The sequence below is a fragment of the Synechococcus sp. GFB01 genome (assembly GCF_001039265.1).
Taxonomy (GTDB): domain Bacteria; phylum Cyanobacteriota; class Cyanobacteriia; order PCC-6307; family Cyanobiaceae; genus NIES-981.
The window spans coordinates 1-18,012 of sequence record NZ_LFEK01000003.1 but is presented as its reverse complement, the minus strand read 5'-3'; the positions used below and the strand labels follow the sequence as shown (position 1 = coordinate 18,012).

General features: G+C 68.9%; 13 protein-coding genes, 1 tRNA gene and 1 pseudogene. 10 read left to right on the top strand and 5 right to left on the bottom strand.

Translation table 11 applies throughout. The features are described from left to right. The 6 genes from SYNGFB01_RS00715 to SYNGFB01_RS16050 form a co-directional block, all read left to right on the top strand. On the top strand, positions 1-1,075 hold a 1,075-nt coding region (locus SYNGFB01_RS00715; protein WP_048016508.1), incomplete at its 5' end, for an S-(hydroxymethyl)glutathione dehydrogenase/class III alcohol dehydrogenase. 52 nt (positions 1,076-1,127) lie between these two features. Continuing rightward, positions 1,128-1,991: an S-formylglutathione hydrolase gene (gene fghA, locus SYNGFB01_RS00710; RefSeq protein WP_048016507.1), complete on the top strand. Its 864-nt coding sequence runs from the start codon at positions 1,128-1,130 to the stop codon at positions 1,989-1,991. Positions 1,992-2,441: 450 nt separating this feature from the next. After that, positions 2,442-4,268, top strand: coding sequence for a mechanosensitive ion channel family protein (locus tag SYNGFB01_RS00705; RefSeq protein WP_082325784.1), 1,827 nt, complete (start codon positions 2,442-2,444; stop codon positions 4,266-4,268). Between the two features lie 324 nt (positions 4,269-4,592). Beyond that, on the top strand, positions 4,593-5,837 hold the full coding sequence (locus tag SYNGFB01_RS00700) for a chloride channel protein (RefSeq protein WP_235299836.1): 1,245 nt from the start codon (positions 4,593-4,595) through the stop codon (positions 5,835-5,837). 1,258 nt (positions 5,838-7,095) lie between these two features. After that, positions 7,096-7,515, top strand: coding sequence for a hypothetical protein (locus SYNGFB01_RS15065; RefSeq protein WP_235299835.1), 420 nt, complete (start codon positions 7,096-7,098; stop codon positions 7,513-7,515). Positions 7,516-11,038: 3,523 nt separating this feature from the next. Continuing rightward, on the top strand, positions 11,039-11,251 hold the full coding sequence (locus SYNGFB01_RS16050; RefSeq protein ID WP_369795436.1) for a hypothetical protein: 213 nt from the start codon (positions 11,039-11,041) through the stop codon (positions 11,249-11,251). A 123-nt stretch (positions 11,252-11,374) separates the two neighbouring features. On the opposite strand, the gene SYNGFB01_RS15810 is transcribed toward SYNGFB01_RS16050, so the two are convergent. After that, a complete protein-coding gene (locus SYNGFB01_RS15810; protein WP_255347513.1) occupies positions 11,375-11,503 on the bottom strand; it encodes a hypothetical protein in 129 nt (42 codons plus the stop codon). Positions 11,504-11,635: 132 nt separating this feature from the next. Further along, on the bottom strand, positions 11,636-11,923 hold the full coding sequence (locus SYNGFB01_RS14750) for a cation transporter (RefSeq protein WP_200900029.1): 288 nt from the start codon (positions 11,921-11,923) through the stop codon (positions 11,636-11,638). 137 nt (positions 11,924-12,060) lie between these two features. On the opposite strand from SYNGFB01_RS14750, the gene SYNGFB01_RS13580 reads away from it, so the two are divergent. Together SYNGFB01_RS13580 and SYNGFB01_RS00665 are read left to right on the top strand one after the other, a co-directional pair. Then, positions 12,061-12,333, top strand: a complete 273-nt coding sequence (locus SYNGFB01_RS13580) for a CDGSH iron-sulfur domain-containing protein (RefSeq protein ID WP_235299834.1) — start codon at positions 12,061-12,063, stop codon at positions 12,331-12,333. A gap of 739 nt (positions 12,334-13,072) precedes the next feature. Further along, positions 13,073-14,584, top strand: a complete 1,512-nt coding sequence (locus SYNGFB01_RS00665) for a phosphotransferase (RefSeq protein WP_053068233.1) — start codon at positions 13,073-13,075, stop codon at positions 14,582-14,584. A gap of 437 nt (positions 14,585-15,021) precedes the next feature. On the opposite strand, the gene SYNGFB01_RS16045 is transcribed toward SYNGFB01_RS00665, so the two are convergent. From SYNGFB01_RS16045 to SYNGFB01_RS00655, 3 genes are all read right to left on the bottom strand, one after another. After that, a complete protein-coding gene (locus SYNGFB01_RS16045; protein WP_369795437.1) occupies positions 15,022-15,372 on the bottom strand; it encodes an NAD-binding protein in 351 nt (116 codons plus the stop codon). After that, positions 15,372-15,890, bottom strand: coding sequence for an NAD(P)-dependent oxidoreductase (locus SYNGFB01_RS16040; protein ID WP_369795435.1), 519 nt, complete (start codon positions 15,888-15,890; stop codon positions 15,372-15,374). The genes SYNGFB01_RS16045 and SYNGFB01_RS16040 overlap by 1 nt, the downstream gene beginning before the upstream one ends. A gap of 168 nt (positions 15,891-16,058) precedes the next feature. Continuing rightward, a tRNA-Pro gene (locus SYNGFB01_RS00655) sits at positions 16,059-16,132 on the bottom strand. 247 nt (positions 16,133-16,379) lie between these two features. Between SYNGFB01_RS00655 and SYNGFB01_RS00650 the strand changes: the two genes are divergently transcribed. Beyond that, positions 16,380-16,817 carry an Hsp20/alpha crystallin family protein gene (locus SYNGFB01_RS00650; RefSeq protein ID WP_048016504.1) on the top strand — a complete coding sequence of 146 codons (438 nt, stop codon included), beginning with the start codon at positions 16,380-16,382 and terminating at the stop codon, positions 16,815-16,817. Between the two features lie 58 nt (positions 16,818-16,875). Further along, positions 16,876-18,012, top strand: a pseudogene (locus SYNGFB01_RS16035) (HAD-IC family P-type ATPase); the annotation flags it as partial.

Genomic DNA, 18,012 nt, shown 5'->3' with positions numbered 1-18,012 from the left:
TGAACCCNTGGAGGTCACGGAGATCGATGTGGCGCCTCCCCGTGCCGGTGAGGTGCTGCTGCGGGTGGTGGCCACCGGCGTGTGTCACACCGATGCCTACACCCTTTCCGGCGCGGACCCGGAAGGCCTCTTCCCGGCGATCCTGGGCCATGAGGGCGGCGCCGTCGTGGAGGAGGTGGGTGATGGAGTCAGCTCCGTGGCCGTGGGCGATCACGTGATCCCCCTCTACACACCGGAGTGCGGCGTGTGCAAGTTCTGCCGCTCCGGCAAGACCAACCTCTGCCAGGCGATCCGAACCACCCAGGGCAAGGGCCTGATGCCCGATGGCAGCAGCCGCTTCTCGAAGGACGGCCGCATGCTGCACCACTACATGGGCACCTCCACCTTCTCCGAATACACGGTGCTGCCGGAGATCGCCGTGGCCAGGATCAGCAAGCAGGCCCCGCTCGAGAAGGTGTGCCTGCTGGGCTGCGGTGTGACCACCGGCATCGGCGCGGTGCGCAACACCGCCAAGGTGGAGCCCGGCAGCACGGTGGCCGTGTTCGGCCTGGGCGGGATCGGTCTGGCGGTGGTGATCGGCGCTGTGATGGCCGGGGCCTCGCGCATCATCGGCATCGATGTGAATCCCGAGAAATTCAGCATTGCCCGGCAGCTCGGGGTCACCGACTGCATCGATCCGCGCGATCACGAGGCACCGATTCAGCAGGTGATCATCGATCTCACCGATGGAGGGGTCGACTATTCCTTCGAGTGCATCGGCAATGTGGAGGTGATGCGTGCCGCCCTCGAGAGCTGTCACAAGGGCTGGGGCGAATCCACGATCATCGGCGTCGCCGGCGCCGGCCAGGAGATCAGCACCCGCCCCTTCCAGCTGGTCACCGGCCGGGTGTGGCGCGGCTCGGCCTTCGGCGGCGTGCGGGGCCGCAGCGAGTTGCCCGGCTTCGTGGAGATGTTCCAGCAGGGCTTGATTCCCCTGGACACGTTCATCACGCACACGATGGGACTCGATGCCATCAACCAGGCCTTCGAACTGATGCACGCGGGCAAGAGCATCCGCTCGGTGATTCATTTCTGAGGCCGCGCCTGTCGGCGGGTCTGCGTCAAGCTGAGCGGATCGGCTGACCAGGATGGAGCTGCTCGTCGAGAACCGCTGCTTCGGCGGACTGCACCGGCGCTACCGGATCGCCTCCGTGGAATTGGGGGGCGACACCGTGGTGGCGGTGTTCCTGCCGCCCCAGGCCCTGGCGGGTGCCCGGGTGCCCGCCCTCTACTGGCTTTCGGGTCTCACCTGCAGCGACGAGAACTTCATGCAGAAGGCCGGCGCTCAGCGGCTGGCCGCCCAGCTGGGTCTGGCGCTGGTGGCCCCGGACACCAGCCCCCGCGGTGAGGAGGTGCCCACGGACCCGGAGGGCAGCTGGGACTTCGGCCACGGAGCCGGCTTCTACGTGGATGCCAGCGAAACCCCGTGGAGCCGCCATTACCGCATGCACAGCTATGTGACCGCCGAGCTGCCGGCACTGCTGGAAACGCAGCTGCCGATCACCGACCGGCGTGGCATCAGCGGCCACTCGATGGGCGGCCACGGGGCCCTGGTGTGCGCGATGCGTCATCCCGGGCTCTACCGATCGGTGTCGGCCTTCGCACCGATCGCCAATCCAAGCCGCTGCCCCTGGGGCCGCAAGGCCTTCGGCCATCTGCTCGGTGGCGATCCGGAGGGCTGGCAGGCCTGGGATGCCAGTGCCCTGCTGGCCGCTGGCCAGGGTCCGCTGGGCCCCGACGGCCAGCCCCTGCCCCTGCTGGTGGATCAGGGCATGGCCGATGTCTTTCTGGAGAGCCAGCTGCGGCCCGATGTTCTGGAGTCGGCGGCTGCGGCCTGCGGCCACCCCCTGCAGCTGCGGCGGCGGGAGGGCTACGACCACAGCTATTTCTTCGTGAGCAGCTTCATCGACGACCACCTGCGCCATCACGCCGCGGCGCTGCTCTGCAGTTGAAGCAGGGCGATGGCGCAGGCTCTCCCCGACGTGTCGTGGGGATTGGATGGGATGCGCGCTGGCACGCCAGACCCAGGGTCAGCAGTACCACCAGGCGGTTGGTGGGGCTGGCATCAACGGTGGCGCAGGCCTGCTCGCGGACCAGCTGTGCCACGGAATTCAGGCTGGCTACGGCATGGAACAGCACAGTGGTGCTGCAACGTTGTGCCGCTGCTGGTGCGGTGACAACCGGTTGATCAGCATGAGCAAGGCATGGGTGCCTCACGAGGCGCTGATCGCAGGAGAGGAAGTCAGGTCTCGCCACTCTGGTCCATACCGACGCTCCGGCTCATCGCCAGGAGCCCCGTTCAGCAGCACGACCCCGCCTGCGAGGATCACGATCTGGTCTTGATAGACCAGATCGTGCACCACAAGACATGCTGACGATGCAGACGCTGATCAGGAGCAGAGATGCCTGATCCCTTCGAACGGAAGCGCCACAAGCAGACCTGCCAGCCCGGGGGCCAGCCGCGCTGCATCAGAGCCCAAGATCGGTTGATTCATGCCCCCGCGCCACCAACGGTGCCTCGCCGATGGAGGCGGAAGAGCTGGCGAGCCCTGGCCCTTCTCGCTGTCGTTGTCCTGCTGACGCTTGGCACGCCGGTCCTCGGACGTGCCGAAAGCCAGTCCAAGCCACAAGCCCTTGAGCTGCAGGCCGGAGCAGGACAGCAGATCGATGGCGTGCCTGTTCTCCTGGATGGCCAGCCGATTCTCTTCATTCGGCGTGGCATTGCTGGCTTTACAGCCGAAGAACGAGCCCAGACAATCACGCAACGGCTGAAAAGAATAGCCAACGATGATTCGGTGGCCTTGGAGGATCTGGTGATCCGTGAAAACTCAGATGACCATTCTCTTTACCTGAGCATCGGCTCGGATGTGCTGCTCACGATCAACGAACGCGATGCGCAAGCCAGCCGGTTAACGAAGCAGCAAGCCGCGGAACAGTACCTCAAACAGATCAAGGCAGCCCTGTCTCGTTATCGCCAGGATCGCGAGCCAAGGCAGTTGCTGCGAAATACGTTGTATGTCGCTTTCGCCAGCGCTGCCGCCCTGATCGTCGGCGCGGCCATCATCCAGGCTACTGGCAGAATCTTCCCGATCATTGGCCGGTTCATCACAAGCCACTGCCCCGGCATCAGTTTTCGACGGGTGGAAATCGTGACCTCGTCTGCTATCAGCTCCATCGGGCTGCAGGCACTGAGGATTGTTCGCCTTCTGGTGTTGCTGGCCATTCTCTTTACCTGGGCCACCTTCATTCTGCGTCTGTTCCCCTGGACACGGGCCTTCGGCGAGAGCATCCTCGGATATTTTTTCGCGGCGGCGGAACTTGTCCTGTCCGCAGTCGGAAACTATCTTCCCAGCATCTTTGTTCTGGTCATCATCGTTGTCATCGCCTACTATTTTCTGCGCATCATCAAACCCTTTTTCGTAGCCATAGAGCAGGGCAGTCTTGTGATTCCTGGCTTCTATGCCGACTGGGCCGGTCCCACCTACAAGCTGCTGGCGCTGCTTGTCATCGCCCTGACGGCCATCGTTGGCTTTCCATTCCTGCCGGGCTTCAATTCTCCCGCGTTTCAGGGAATCACCGTTTTTCTCGGCCTGCTCCTCTCGCTTGGCTCTACGTCGNTGATCAACAATATGCTTGGCGGAGTTATTCTGATTTTCACACGTCCATTCCGAATTGGCGATCACATCCGCGTCGGCGACGTGATTGGCGACGTCGTTGAAAAGAATTTCCTGGCGATTCGGATCTGCACGCCATCCAATCAGGTGATCACCATTCCCAGTTCAACTCTCTTGAACAGCGAAGTGATCAACTTCAACATCTCCTCGCGTGAGCTGAACCGCAACCTGATTCTGCAGACATCAGTGACCCTGGGCTATGACGTGCCCTGNCGCGAGGCCACCACAAGCCTGATCGAGGCCGCTCTCGCCACGCGCCACATCCTGCCGGAGCCCGCACCCTTTGTGCTGCAGACCAAGCTGGGAGACCATGCCATCAGCTACCAGTTGAATGCCTTCACCAGTGAGCCCAATCAGATGGTGTTCATTTACTCTGAGCTTCATCAGAACATTCAGGACAGATTCAACGAGCATGGCATCGAGATTCTTTCTCCGAGCTACACATCGATCAGAGACGGCAACATGAGCACGATTCCGGCCGAGTATCTGCCTTCCGCTTACGCAGCGCCCCCCTTTCGGATCGCCACGGCCAACAACACGCCAGCCCAGCCGTGACACGGTCGATGCAGCCTGCCCAGATCGGCGCGTGGGCCTCCGCAGGCTTGTTCGGGGGCCTGATCGGCTCCTTGGCCGCGGTGCTGCTCACCGAACTGATCAAGCTCTGCCTCGACAGCGCCGCCGGCCTCGGCGGGCCTTGGCTGCGGGTTCTTCCTCTGCTCGGCGTCAGCCTGGCGGTGCTGATCCTGTTCGGGCTCGGGAGGGGNCAACCCGTGCAGACGATCGCCCCCCGCGAGGTCAGCCTGCCCAGGGCCGGCGGCTCGCTCGCGTCCTGGTACTCGTTCCCCCACGACNATCGCCCGGGCGGATCTCACCGGCGATGTGGTCAACGCCTCGGGCACAGAGGAGCGATTCCCCTGGAACCTGGCTCCTCTGCGGGCCCTGGCGATCCTGGCCTCGGTCGGGTTGGGGGCGCCGCTGGGCACCGAATCGCCGGCCGCGCATGTCGGGGTGGCCACGGGAAGCTGGCTGGGCAGCGCGATCCCGGCGCTGCGCCCGCTGGCGCGGCCTCTGGCGATCGGCGGTGGCGCCGCCAGCGTGTCGGCCCTGATGGGCATCCCGTTGGTGGGGAGCTTCTTCATGTTCGAGCTGGCGGAGCGGCGCCGGATCCCGCTCACCGCGCCGCGGGCCGCCGCGATGCTCGCGGGAGGCGTCACCGGCTGGGGGGTGAACGCCCTGTTCCACCTCAATCTGATCCGGCTGGTGGTGCCGAAGATCCCGCCCGCAGGCGTCCTGGATGCGGTGGAGGCGATCGTGTTCATCGGCGGGGCCGCCGGCGCCCTCACGGCCCTCACGGGCGAGGCGATCTACTGGGCCAGGGGATGGAGCGACCGACCGTTGGCACGCCTTCTGATCGGAGGGGGGACCCTGCTGGGCCTGGCGCTGCTGATCGGCTGGCTGGCCACGCCGGTGGCGGCCTTCGGACCGGGAGGGACGGCGATCGCGTGGGCGGAAACCAACGAAACCTCGCCGGCGCGTCTCCTGGGCCTGGCGCTGCTGCGGGCGGGCTCCACCACTGCGGCAGTGCTGGCGGGAGGCTGCGGCGGCGTGTTCGTGCCCTTCCTGGCGATCGGCGATCTCACGGGCCGCGTGTTCGCAGCACCCTTCGGCATCCCGGGGGATCTGGCGGGTGCCGCCGGAGCCGCGGCGGGCATCGCCGGCGGCTACCGGCTGCCGCTCACCGCCGTGGCGATGGTGCTGGGGGGTGGGCGGCCCGGAAGGCGCCCAGCTCACGAGCCTGGCCACGGTGGCGGTCGCCGCCCTGTCGGGCCTGGTCACGGCGAGGGCCGCCAATGCCCTGTCGTCGTCCGTGCGGCGATGGATCCGCCCGAGCGGGCTGATGACGTAACCCCCCCAATCTGCGCCGATCGCCAGGCTGGTCTGGTGCCACGGGCTGGGGCTGCAGGAGTCAGGCAGGCGAGGGTGATTGTGGGCCCTGGAGATCGGTCCAGGGTGAATGCGAGACCTCAGCCAGCCAACTTCAGCCGGCCAACTTGGGCTGGCGTCCGGGGCCCCTGCCGGCGCCACCTCTGGCACCAGCCCGGGGCCGTGACGCCCCGTTCATGAACTCCCGTTGCCGTCGGTGACGACGGGTATCGATCGTGCCGACGAGGTTGCCAGCCGCAGACGGCCGACCGATCGTGGTTGCAACGGGATTCGGAGGCTCCACGGATGGAAGACAGCCCCCCTGAGCACCAGACAGGAGCGCGCTGACGATCCGGCCCCTGCTCCAACACTCTCGACGGATCTCTGACGTTCCAGGCGTGTCGCGCCGTGTCACACAACGGCCACGCCGTCCACTGCACCGTTCACGGCTCTGCCTCAGGTGCCCCGGACCGAACGGAACGTCCCACTAGTCACCTGGCCCCAGGTGCCANCGCCGGCAGCTCCGCCCCAAAACCAAAGACTCCGGTGATCCGACGATCACGGCTGTTCACCAGCACAACCCACGCAACGCTGCACCCCGCCCCATGGGCAGGCACCCCAGCTGAGCAGACAGAAGCCCGGAGCCCTGGCTCTGGGCTTTGTTGTGGGAAAGCCTGCCCCCGATGGTGCCCGGCAGGACACCAGGCAGAAATGAAGCCGCATACCATCACGTCTCAGCCAGGCGCGGATCCGGATGCCATGGTCTCGAGCCAGACCATTCCATCCGCTGTTCGGCAGCGGCCTTCCCGGTGACGCTCTCGGTGATGGATACCTTCACTGAACTGGTCGGCCACACCCTGCGCCTCCATCCCGATGCCTTCCGGATGATCGGCACCGGTGAGGTGGCGGCCTGGTGGGGGATCCTGATCGCCCTGCTGGCCGCACTCTCCCAGGGGATCGGCCACGCCTTCATCCTGTTCGTGAACCGGGTCACGCCGGTGCGGTTCGCCCTCAGCCTCGTGGTGGAGGCGATCCTGCTGGTGACGGGCTTTCTGTTCTGGGCTCTGAGCACCTGGCTCGTGGCCCGAGTGGCCTTCGGGGTCGAGGTGCGGCCCGCCACCGTGGTGCTGGCCCTGGGGATGGCCCATTCGCCCCAGCTGCTGGCCTTCCTCGGCGCCCTCCCCTACCTCGGTGTGCCCTGGCTCACCCTGCTCTCCCTGTGGACCGCGGTCGCNTTCGTGGTCGCCCTGGTGGAGGTGGCCGGCCTGGGGGCCTGGGAGGGCTTCATCGCCCTGGTCGGCGGCTGGCTGGTGATGCTGCTGCTGCAGCGGCGCGCCGGCCAGCCGCTGATGCGCCTCGGCCGCGGGCTGCTCAACCGCACGGCGGGTGTGCAGCTGGTCCACGACCGTCGTGCTCTGCAGGAGATGCTCACCTCCGGTTCCGGCAGGCGTGCGCCGCGATGAGACTCTGGCTCCATCGCCACCGCCGCGGGCTGCTCGTCGGCCTCGTGCTGCTGCTGGCCCTGGTGCTGCCCGGCACCGGGCTGCTGCTGGCCCTGGCCCGTCAGGCTCTGGTGCGCAGCTTCGGGCTGGTGGTCGACCTGATCGGCATCGGCCTGGTGCTGTTCCTGATCGCGGCTTTCCTGGCCCCCCTGGAGGCGCTGGGCTGGTGGGCCGGCTGGTTCGGCGACGCGAGGAGGGACCGGCAAGCCTGGGCGAGCTGGCGGTTCCCCTCGCCCCGGAGCGGCCGGTGCGGCGCTGGGTGGTGTATCTCGACGGCATCGGGCAGGCCTCCCGGGAGGCTCTGCCGGAGGGGGAGGACTTCCTGCGCCGGCTGGCGGCGGCCCTGCCGGCCGACATCGCCATCCTGCGCGGGCTGATGCCCTACTCGATCAGCAACCAGCCCCTCACAGAAGGCCGCTGGCTGGCGCGCTTCTGGCGCTGGGTGGAGCGCTGGCGGGTGCGTCATCCCCTCACCTGGCTCGGGCTGCTCGTGAACCTGCGCAACCTCACCGTGGTGGCGGTGTCGGCGGATGGCCGCTACGGGCCGGTCTACAACGCCGGCATGGCGGAGCTGATCTTGGACTCGCTCCTGGCCAACGGCTACCCCGCCGGTGGCGGCACGCCCGTCACCCTGCTGGGCTTCAGCGGTGGCGGCCAGATCTCGCTCGGGGCCCTGCCCCATCTGCGCCGGCTGCTGCGCGCACCGGTGGAGGTGATCTCCCTGGCCGGGGTGTTCGCCGGCAACAACCGCTTCCTGCAGGCCGAGCACCTCTTCCACCTGGTGGGGGAGCGCGACCGGGTGGCACCGCTGGGCTCGATTCTCTTTCCCCGCCGCTGGTCGGTTCACCACTATTCAGACTGGAACCGGGCGCTGCGCCGCGGCAGGGTGACGCTGGTGCCGCTGGGTCCGGTGGGCCATGAACTGCCGGGCGGCGTCATGGACGACCGCCTCAATCTCCCCGATGGACGCACCCCCATGCAGCAGACGGTGGACCTGGTCAGCGCCATCGTCGGTGCGCGGGCCGAAGGGGAGGCTGAGCTCACGGCGGGGGGCAGCAACTACCAGCGCTTCCTCGCCAACCCCTGGCACCGGCCCGATGCGGCCCGTGATCGTTCGCCCCTGCCCGACGCGCGCATTCAGCCCCGGCAGGCCTGGATCGGCAGGCTGATCCTGCCGGCTGCCGACGCGCGCGACGGCAGCGTGGGCTTCGAGGTGCTCCAGACGCCCCCCGGCTGGGGCCACTGCCGCGGCCGCATCGCCGCCCTGCGCTGGCGTGATCCGGCCCTGGCCCAGGTCACGATGGACGTGCGCTTCAGCGACGAGACCCGCGACAGCGCCCGCGCCGGCAACCTGCATCCCCTGCGGCTGGACGGCTGGCCCCAGGTGAACCCGCTGGAATCCCTCGCCGGCGCCCGCTCCCACGACGACATCCTGGTGCGCCTGGACGGGCCGGTGACCGTGCTGGAGAGCGACACCCTGCGGCTGGAGGTGACGGCCGAACCGCTGCAGACCGCCGGCCTCGCCAAGGCCCTGGTGCGCTTCGTGCGCCCCCTCGCTGGCGATGCCTGGGAGGCGCTGGCCTTCGATCCGGACCAGGGCAGCTTCACGGGGCCGCCCCTGCGCCTGCGGCTGCCGCTGCCTGTGGCCAACCAGGAGGGCATCCTGCCCGCCACCGCCACGGACCTGGCCGCAAGCGAGCTCCAGGAGGAGGGCTGGATCGTGAGCGGCGTGCCCGACGGCGCCGGCGGGTTCGTGGTGCAGGCGCTGCTGCCGCGGCGGCTGCGCCGCCTGCATCCCCAGCGGGTCATCGCCCATCCCCGTGCGGCGTGGCGCTACGTGCGACACCAGGCCTGGGGCGACACCACACCCGGCAGCGCCAGCTCGGTGCTGGTGTCGCGGCGGGCCTCCGATCCCGACACACTGCTGGCCGAATGGCGTGAGGGAGACCGGCTGCTGGTGCTGCACGTGTTCGGCGGCATCGGCGGCGAGCAGTGTGAGCAGGCCCTGCGCGGCGGCCTCTGCACCGGCNACTTCGCCTACGGCTTCGGGCGGNTGATCCGCGAGCCCNTGGCCGGCGGCGAGCTGGCCGTGGCAGTGGACTACCGCCAGGTGTATGCCCACAACCCCGACGNCGTGGTAGCCGGGGCCCAGGATCGCTGGCGCTACCTGGCCGAGCGGCAGTGGGGCTGGCTGGGCTGCCGGCCCGTGGCCGACATCCTCGTGCGCTTTCCTCCCTTCACCGGCACCTACACCCTCGGCCTCCCCAACGAGGAGCGCGAGCGCTGCCCGCTCGACACCTTCGGCCGCCAGCTCACGGCGATGATGGCCCGCTACCGCATCGGCGACGGCAGCGGCGGCACGTTCGTGGGGCCGGCCCACAACTGCGCCCAGGATTCCAACCTCGCTCTGTTCGCCGCCATCCGCGACCTGGAGGCCGAGATCCGCGGCGCCGATCCCCAGCGGCTGCAGCTCTGGCGGCAGCGGCAGCCGGAGCAGGCAGCCCGTCTGGACACCCTGCTGGAGCTTGAGCGGATCCTGCGCGGCCGGCTGCTGCCAATTCCGCCCCTGCGCGACGACTGGAAGCGGGGCTCGGTGCGGCTCGGCAGCAGCCTCGATGAACAGCCCCTGCGCGATCTGCTCCAGGGCCTCGGCAGCTGGCGCACGCTGCTGCCGCGCCTGGCCTGCGAAACGGTGCTCAGGGTGTTCCTCGATCTGGGCGCCTCCGCCCTGGTGCTGCGCGCCAACCAGGTGGGCGGCCGCAACCGGCGCATCGCCCCGGTGGCGCCGTTGACCCTGGGCTGCTGAGGGCGATGAGCGTGGGCATGAGGCGATGAGCATGGCGCGGTGGCTGGGCTGGGTCGGCTGGCTTGCTGGCTGGCTGGGGCTGGGCTACGCCGGTCTCTGCCTGCTGATGGCTCTGGCCCAGCGCTCCTTCATCTATTTCCCCCAGCCCGCCGCCGATCCTTCCGGCCGGCTGGAGCTGCGGGTGGAAGGCACCAGGGTGCTGGTGGCCCATCGGCCCCATCCCGGCCCCCGTGCGCTGATCTACTTCGGCGGCAACGCCGAGGACGTGTCGCTCACCCGCGCCGAGCTGGCCGCCCTGCTGCCGGACACCGCCCTCTACCTGCTGCACTACCGCGGCTACGGCGGCAGCGAGGGAAAACCCACGGAAGCGGCCCTGCGCGCCGATGCCCGGGCTCTCTACGCCCACGTGGCCGAGCTCCACAGCGCGGTGACCGTGGTGGGCCGCAGCCTGGGCACCGGGCCGGCGGTGCATCTGGCCGCAAGCCGTCCCGTGGAGCGGCTGGTGCTGCTGGTTCCCTTCGACAGCCTGCTGGCGGTGGCTCGTCGCGCCATGCCCTGGCTGCCGGTGGATCTGCTGCTGGTGGATCGCTGGGATGCGGCCGCCGAGGCCCCNAGGGTGCGCGCGCCCACCACGATCTTGGCGGCGGGCCTGGATGAGGTGGTGCCCCCGCGCCATGCCGAAGCCCTGCACCGCGCCTTCCTGCCTGGCGTGTCGGAGCTGCTGATGGCGGCCGATCTCGACCACAACACGCCGATCCTCGATGCAGCACCCTTCCGCGCCGCTCTGCTCGGCCCGTGAGCGGCAGGCCAACCTGCGGCGGGGAGCTTTTCAGCACCACCACCGGCCGGTAGGGGTCGGCATCCCTCAGCGACGGCCCGGGGGCCGATCGATCGGGAGCGATCCCAACCGCGTGTTCAGGGGCGCTCTCCCTGGCGCAGCGATGCGTACATCCATGCACTCAGCGACGTGACGGCTGCACCGAAGGCCAGAAAAGCGAGCAGCGATGTCTCCATTGTTCAATCGTTGGTGATGAGTGTGCTGGGTGGTGCCGGCCGTCGCGTCATCCCAGTTCTCCGCGACGCAGCGGTGATCGATGCCGCCTTCGCCCCAACGGCTCGATCCAGTGGTGGCGGACCATGTTGTGATGCAGAACGCAGGCTGGGATGCGGCAACCGAGGTTGATCCGGCCCTCATCCATCAAGCGCCCGAGCCTGATCGCGACGGCCTCTTCATGGCGTGCAAAGGAGTGCTGGTGCGCCGTGACCCAGGCGACTTCGCGCTCCGTGATCACACCGCTCGTGAGTGACTCCAGGAAGACCTCCCCAAGCGTCATGAGACCCACGTAACAATTGCGTTACATCATGACGCGCAAGCGCGGGGGGTGTGGATCAGGCGATGCCGGACCNTGATGGCGCAAGTCCGAGCCAGCTCAGCCCATGGCAGCCTCCCGCAGGATGCGTTGCCCGCCGCGGGCCACCATCAGCGCGATCCCCACCCCGACCACCAGATCCGGGATCGGGCTGCCCAGCACCTTCACCAGCAGCCCGGACACGATCACAGCCAGGTTGGCGAGCGTGTAGTTGGTGGAGAAAGATCAGCGAGGCCCGCATGTGCACCCCGCCGCGGCGGTGGCGGCTGAGCAGGAGCAGACACAGGGAGTNCGCCGCCAGCGCCAGCAGACCCACGGCCATCATCCAGCCGCCCAGCGGCTCACTGCCCCCGATGACGCTCCGCAGTCCATCGCCCAGCACCAGCACGGCGAGGGCGAGCTGCAGCCGGCCACGGCCGAGAGGCTGATGCCGTAGACCAGCGCGTCGGCGAGCATATCGAGCGAGTCGGCGATCAGGCCGGTGGACTGCACCTTCAGGCCCAACAGCAGTTCCACCACGAACATCACGGCGTTGATCGCCAGAACCGAGATCAGGGTCCGGCGCTCCACTCCGGTGCGGATCCCGGCCGAACACTCGCACGCCGCCATGGCACCACGGGGATCTCGACTCCATGCTGTCGCCTGGCAGCCACTGCCCCGCTCGGGCGCTGCATCGACCTCCGGCGCGCGCTGCACCCGAGCCCGGCCCAGACTGGGACCGGGCCGTTCGGGAAGAAGCCGCNGTGGTGCCTGAATCGGACGGCGACAGCACCGGCCCTGAGCCGCTGGATCTGCCGGCCGGAGTGCACCAGCTCTGCAGCTGTGGGCGCAGCCGCCACGGCTGGTTCTGCGATGGGGCCCATCTCGGCAGTGGACGCGTCTCGTACGAGCTGCGGCTGAGCGAACCGGCCACAGTGCCGATGTGCCGCTGCGGCCGCTCCCACCGCTACCCCCTGTGCGACGGCAGCCATGATGCGCCGATGCGCAGGGCTTGGTGGCGGTGGAAGCGTCAGGGCTGAGCGCGGCGATCATGCTTGCCGCCGATGAGCCGCCCCCAAACCCGGCAGCAGGGAAGCCTGGCTGGTGGATCCGGCGGTGAAGCGCCTTCATGAATTCCCATTGCCTCCGGTGAAGACGCGTGTCCACCCGCGCGCAGGCAGTTGCCAGTGGATGCAATTCCGCCGAACGTGACAGCAACGGGATTCGGAGGCTCCACGCATGGACGACACCCCCCCGCAGCAGTTGTCAGGAGCGCGCTGACGATCCGGCCCCTGCTCCAACACTCTCGACGGATCTCTGACGTTCCAGGCGTGTCGCGCCTGTCTGTTTCTCAACAGCGCCGTCACCGTCCATTGCACCGCTCACGGCTCTGCCTCAGGTGCCCCGGACCCAACGGGACGTCCCACTAGTCACCTGGCCCCAGGTGCCAGCGCCGGCAGCTCCGCCCCACAACCGAAGACACCCTGATCTGACGATCAGGCAATCTCCACGCCAATCGATTGCACAGCTGCGCCCTGATGTCCTCGAGGGCAGTGCGGCTGAGCAGGCAAACGCCCGGGGCCCGCGCCCCGGCCTTTGTTGTGGGGATGGTGCCCTTCACCCACCAAGGGGAGAGCCGCTCCTCCAGGGGCCGTGAGGCCGAAGGTAACGATTCGCTGCCGGCCCCAACGAGCTCCCGCCACGATGGCGATAACCAGGCCCAGCCCAGGGCCGTCGCCTCGGATCACGATGACGCTCCGCTTCTCCCCCTGCCGGTCGATGCGTCGGCTGCCCACCCTGCCGGTGCTGGTGCTCGTGCTGCAGGCGGGGTCGGTGCTGGCACAGCAGAACGCCCCGGCCATCCCGCGCAAGGAGCACCTCGAAGCCTGCGTGCAGAACCTCACCATCAAGGTCTCGCAGGCGGAAGCACTCAAGGGTGCGATGCAGCAGCCGCTCTCGCCGGCCCAGAAACTCATGGCCGTGGGCGAGGTCCTCACGCCGGAGCAGCGCCAGGAGCTGCGCACGTGCATGAGCCAGCCGATGCGACCCAACCCGCCGCCATGCCCTGAGCACCATGGGGGGGTTATCGGCGGTCACCCATTTCCGCTATCAGGCGGGCGTCTGACCTCTCGAGCGGACGTTCACCCAGACCATGACCATGACCAGACACAACAGGCTGGTGATCGAGCAGCGGCCATGAGCGCGCCGCCGCCCGATGCCATGGGCCAGGAGCAGCTCCAGGTGATCCGGCGAGCCGATCCCGCCTGGCTGTCCCAGGTGCTCGGCATCCGGGTGGAGGGATTCGAGGCCGACGTGATCGGCGCCGAGCGCGGCTTCGTCTCCACCACCACCCGGCTGCGACTGCGCACCGATCCGCCGGGGTGCGGCCCAGCCGCGGTGGTGCTCAAGAGCGAGAGTGCNAACCCGGTGTTCCAGGGGCTCTCGCGCAAGCTGCGTGCCTTCGAGCGCGAGGTGCGCTTCTACCGCGAACTGGCCCCGCCCCTGGCCGACCAGCTGCCGCGGGTGCACGGCTGCAGCGACGGCGACGATGACCACTGGTTGCTGCTCGACGACCTGTCGGAGCTGCGTCCCGGTGATCAGGTGCGGGGGCTCAGCCAGGACGAGGTGATGGCGGTGCTGCGCCGCATCGCCAGGGTCCACGCCCGCTACTGGCAGGATCCCGTGCTCGAGAGCCGCCCCTGGTTGCCTGCCCACACTTACTGGTTCACCGGCGACTTCAGCGCGGTGCTGCCGGCCTTCGAGCGCGACTATGCCCTGCGGCTGGGTGAGGAGACGATGAAACTGATCCGCGCTGCCGTCGCGAGCAACGACGCCATCGAGGCGGCGCTGCGCCGGCGCCCCTGGACCCTCGTGCATGGCGACCTCCGGGCGGACAACCTCCTGTTCGGAGGTTCGAGCGCCGATCCGGTGGCCACGATCCTCGACTGGCAGACGGCGACCCGGAGTCTGGCGGCGATCGACGTGGTGTTCCTGATCGGCGGCAGCGAGCCGGTGGCGGAACGCAGCGGGCATCTGGAGGAGCTGCTGGAACTCTGGCACTGCGAACTGGTGGCGGCGGGCGTCGACGGTTATCGGCCCCAGGAGGCACGGCGCGACCTGCAGCTCGCTGCCCTGCGATGCCTCAATGTCTGCCTGCGGGTCTACGAGTTCCTGCAGGATCCGGCGGCTCCGCCGCGGGTGGCCCTGCTCAACGACACCGAACTCCAGCGCCATGCCGCCGCGGCCCTGGAGCTGCGGGCGCACGAGGCCCTCGACGCCCTCACAGGCTGAGGGATCTGGTGCGTCGCTCGGCAGCCGACGTGATCGGTGCGGGGTCGGGGGGATTCCCGGGATCAGCCAAGCTCGGCCTGAAGCGCCTTGCGTCGCTGGCGAGGCGTGCCTCGGCGCATCCGGAGCAGTCGCCGCGAGTGAGGGCTCCTCCCGATGACCTGCTGGCGCGGATCCAGGAAGCGAGGGGGATCCCGGGAACCCAGCCGCTTGCCTGGATGCCTAGACAGGAGCAGCCAGCTCCCCAAGATCCATAATGGACGGCTCCTCGACTGGCACACATGGCTCCGGTCCAGCCTCGTTGCGGCAACTGTCAGAACTTCAGCGGATGCCCCTCCGCCTCTGGAGTCTGCAGGGTCTGGCAGGTGATCGTGCCCGCGCAGGTGGCATCCAAAAGCCGCTGTCGGTTCTGGGCCAACCCGAGCAAGGGTTGATCGGGATCAACGCTCACCGGTCTGAGCAGTGAGGCGGTGCAGGGAGCTGTAGTCGAGGCTGTCGAGACCGGCCGCGGTGGCACGCTCCAGCAGCCGCTCCAGCCCCGAGAGCCCTTCGGTGTTGAGCCCCGCGCCGGCAGCGGCCTGAAGAAACAGCTGCAGGTCCTTGCGAAGGTGAGCGGTCGGAAAGTTGGGATTGGCGTAGTCGTCGGCCAGTTCCTTGGCCAGCTTCTTGTCGAAGGTGGGGGCGTAGAGGGCGCTGCCGCGCAGGATCGCCATGAAGGCCTCCACGTCGACCCCGGCGCGCTGAACCAGATGCAGGCTGAGACTGACGAGCTGTGGGGTAAGGCTGGCGATCAGCTGATTGAGGGCCAGCTTGGCGCTGAGCGCCGCGCCACCGGGCCCAGGTGGAGAGGCTGGCCGCCCAGATCAGCCAGCACCGGCCGGGCATGCTCCAGCGCCGCGGTGCTACCGCCCACCATCAGCTGCAGGGTGCCAGCCAGCGCCTCCGGCCTGCTGCCCAGCACCGGCACCTCGAGCAGCTCGGCGCCACGCTCGGCCAGGGCAGCCGCCAGCTCGCGGCTTTCCTCCGGCGCGATCGTGGCCACCTGCAGCACCAGCCTGCCCGCCAGTGCATCGCCGGCCTGATCCACGAGGACGGCGCGGGTGGTGGGGCCGTCGCTCAGCACGGTGATCACCACTGGGCTGGCTGCAACGGCTGCCGCCGCCGTGGTGGCTTGCTGGCCTCCGAGCGACAGCAGCGGAGCGCAGCGCAGAGGGCTGCGGTTCCAGATAGTGAGGGTGTGGCCGCAGCGCAGCAGCCGCTCGCCGATCGCCGTTCCCAGCAGCCCGGTGCCCAGCAGGGAGATCTCCATCGCGACCGCTGGCATGGGCGATCAGGGTACCGAGCGCATCAGCACCGAGTGGCCAATGGCAACTGAGGCGAACAGATCAGAGTCACAGCCATGCCGTGGAGCACAGAGCGTTGAGAGCGATCCAGGACCGGCTAAGGCCGTTGCGATCGAACGCTTCATTGGAGTCAATCGGGGCGACAGGATTCGAACCTGCGACCTAGTGCTCCCAAAGCACCCGCGCTACCAAGCTGCGCCACGCCCCGTCCGCAAGTGATTGTACGGGCCGGCCTGGGGGTCAAAGGGCTCTCACCGCAACGGGTCTTGAGAGACGCACCTGCCGGGGCAGCGGCCCTCCCCCGGCCCACCTCGCGGTGGTGCGGGGCTGGGAAGCCGGACTGGCCGTGATCCGCGCCTCACCCGAGCGGCAGGGAGCGTTGCTGAGGGGCCCGGGCATGGCTAAGGACATGGGTGGCGCCCCATGGCGCCTGCCCCTGACCATGGAGACCGACCATGACCCTCCTCAGCAAGTGGGAGCCCCTGCGGGAGATCGAGGAGCTCTTCAACCGCCCCTGGCCCTGGCCGGCAGGCCGGGGATCGGCTCTGCAGGGGCTCAGCGACTGGACACCACGGGTGGACATCAGCGAGGACGCCAGCCACTACGCGATCAAAGCCGATATCCCCGGCGTGGCGAAGGACGACCTCAAGGTGAGCGTGGACAACGGCGTGGTCACGATCCAGGGTGAACGCCGGCAGGAGAAGGAGGAAGAGAACAAGCGCTTCCACCGCGTGGAGCGCTTCTACGGCAGCTTCACCCGCAGCTTCACCCTGCCCGACGACGCCGATGCCTCAGGNCTGAAGGCCACGGCCCGGGATGGCCAGCTGACCGTGACGATTCCCAAGCGAACCAGCGAACCGAGCTCCACGGCCGTTCAGGTGCCGGTGGAGTGAGTGCGCGGCTGCGCAGGCCCGATGCCGCGGCATCCCTCTCCCGACCGCTGACGCCCCTGTGCTCGAGCCCACCAACCTGCTGCTGCTGGCCTGCGCGCTGATCTACGGCCTGATCGGTGAACCCCAGGAGGCCGCCATCCTGCTGGTGTTCGTAGGCGCCATCAGCCTGCTGGACCTCTGGCAGCAGCGCCGCAGCCGCAGGGCCCTGGCCGAGCTGGCGCGCCTCTCGGCCCCGCGGGCCCGGGTGCGGCGCAACGGCATCGATCTCGAGCTCACCCCCGAGCAGGTGCAGCTCGGCGATCAGCTGCGGCTGGAGGAGGGCGACCGGGTGGCGGCCGATGCCCGCCTGTGCGAGGCGGTGGGGCTGTGGCTGGATGAGTCGCTGCTCACGGGCGAATCGCTGCCGGTGGCCCGCCAGCAGCCCGGGGAGCTGGTGCGGGCCGGATCCCTGGTGGCCACGGGCCGCGGCTGGGCCGAGGTGGTGGGGGTGGGGAGGCCACCGAGCTGGGACGGATGGGCCGAAGCCTGGCCACGGTGGAGCCCCCCCCCACCCGCCTGCAGCGCCACACCCGCCGGCTCACGGGGCGGCTCAGCGTGGCGGCCCTCGGCCTCTGCACCCTGCTGGCCGTGCTGCAGGGAAGCTCCAGCGGCGACTGGACCACGGCTCTGCTGGCGGCCCTGGCCCTGGCCCTGGCCCTGCTGCCCAACGAGATCCCGGTGGTGCTGGCCCTGTTCCTGGGTCTGGGGGCGCTGCGGCTGGCCCGCATCGGCGTGCTGGCCCGCTGGCCCGCAGCCGTGGAAAGCCTCGGCAGCGCCACGGTGCTGGCGGTCGACAAGACCGGCACCCTCACCGAAAACCGGATGGCGGTGCAGCAGCTGCTCACCTGGCCAGCCGCCGAGCGCTGGCACAGCGGTGACCGCCTCGAGGAGCCCTGGCATCCGCTGGTGGAGCTGGCCGTGCTCGCCAGCCGGAACGATCCGGTGGATGCCATGGAGCGGGCCATCCAGCGGCTCGCCGCCGAGCAGCTGCACCACACCGAGCACCTCCATCCCGACTGGCCCCTGCAGCGCGAATACCCCCTGCAGCGCGATCTGCTGGTCTTCTCCCAGCTGTGGCACGACAGCGCCGGCCAGCCCGSTGTGGCCGCCAAGGGGGCCCCGGAGGCGGTGGCCCAGCTCTGCCACCTCGATGCGG

Bases quoted from the DNA above. Each gene is read 5' to 3' on its own strand.
- fghA (WP_048016507.1), top strand. From the start codon at position 1,128: ATGGAGCTGCTCGTCGAGAACCGCTGCTTCGGCGGACTGCACCGGCGC.
- SYNGFB01_RS15065 (WP_235299835.1), top strand. From the start codon at position 7,096: ATGAGACTCTGGCTCCATCGCCACCGCCGCGGGCTGCTCGTCGGCCTC.
- SYNGFB01_RS16050 (WP_369795436.1), top strand. From the start codon at position 11,039: ATGCCGCCTTCGCCCCAACGGCTCGATCCAGTGGTGGCGGACCATGTT.
- SYNGFB01_RS14750 (WP_200900029.1), bottom strand. From the start codon at position 11,923: ATGGCGGCGTGCGAGTGTTCGGCCGGGATCCGCACCGGAGTGGAGCGC.
- SYNGFB01_RS16040 (WP_369795435.1), bottom strand. From the start codon at position 15,890: ATGGAGATCTCCCTGCTGGGCACCGGGCTGCTGGGAACGGCGATCGGC.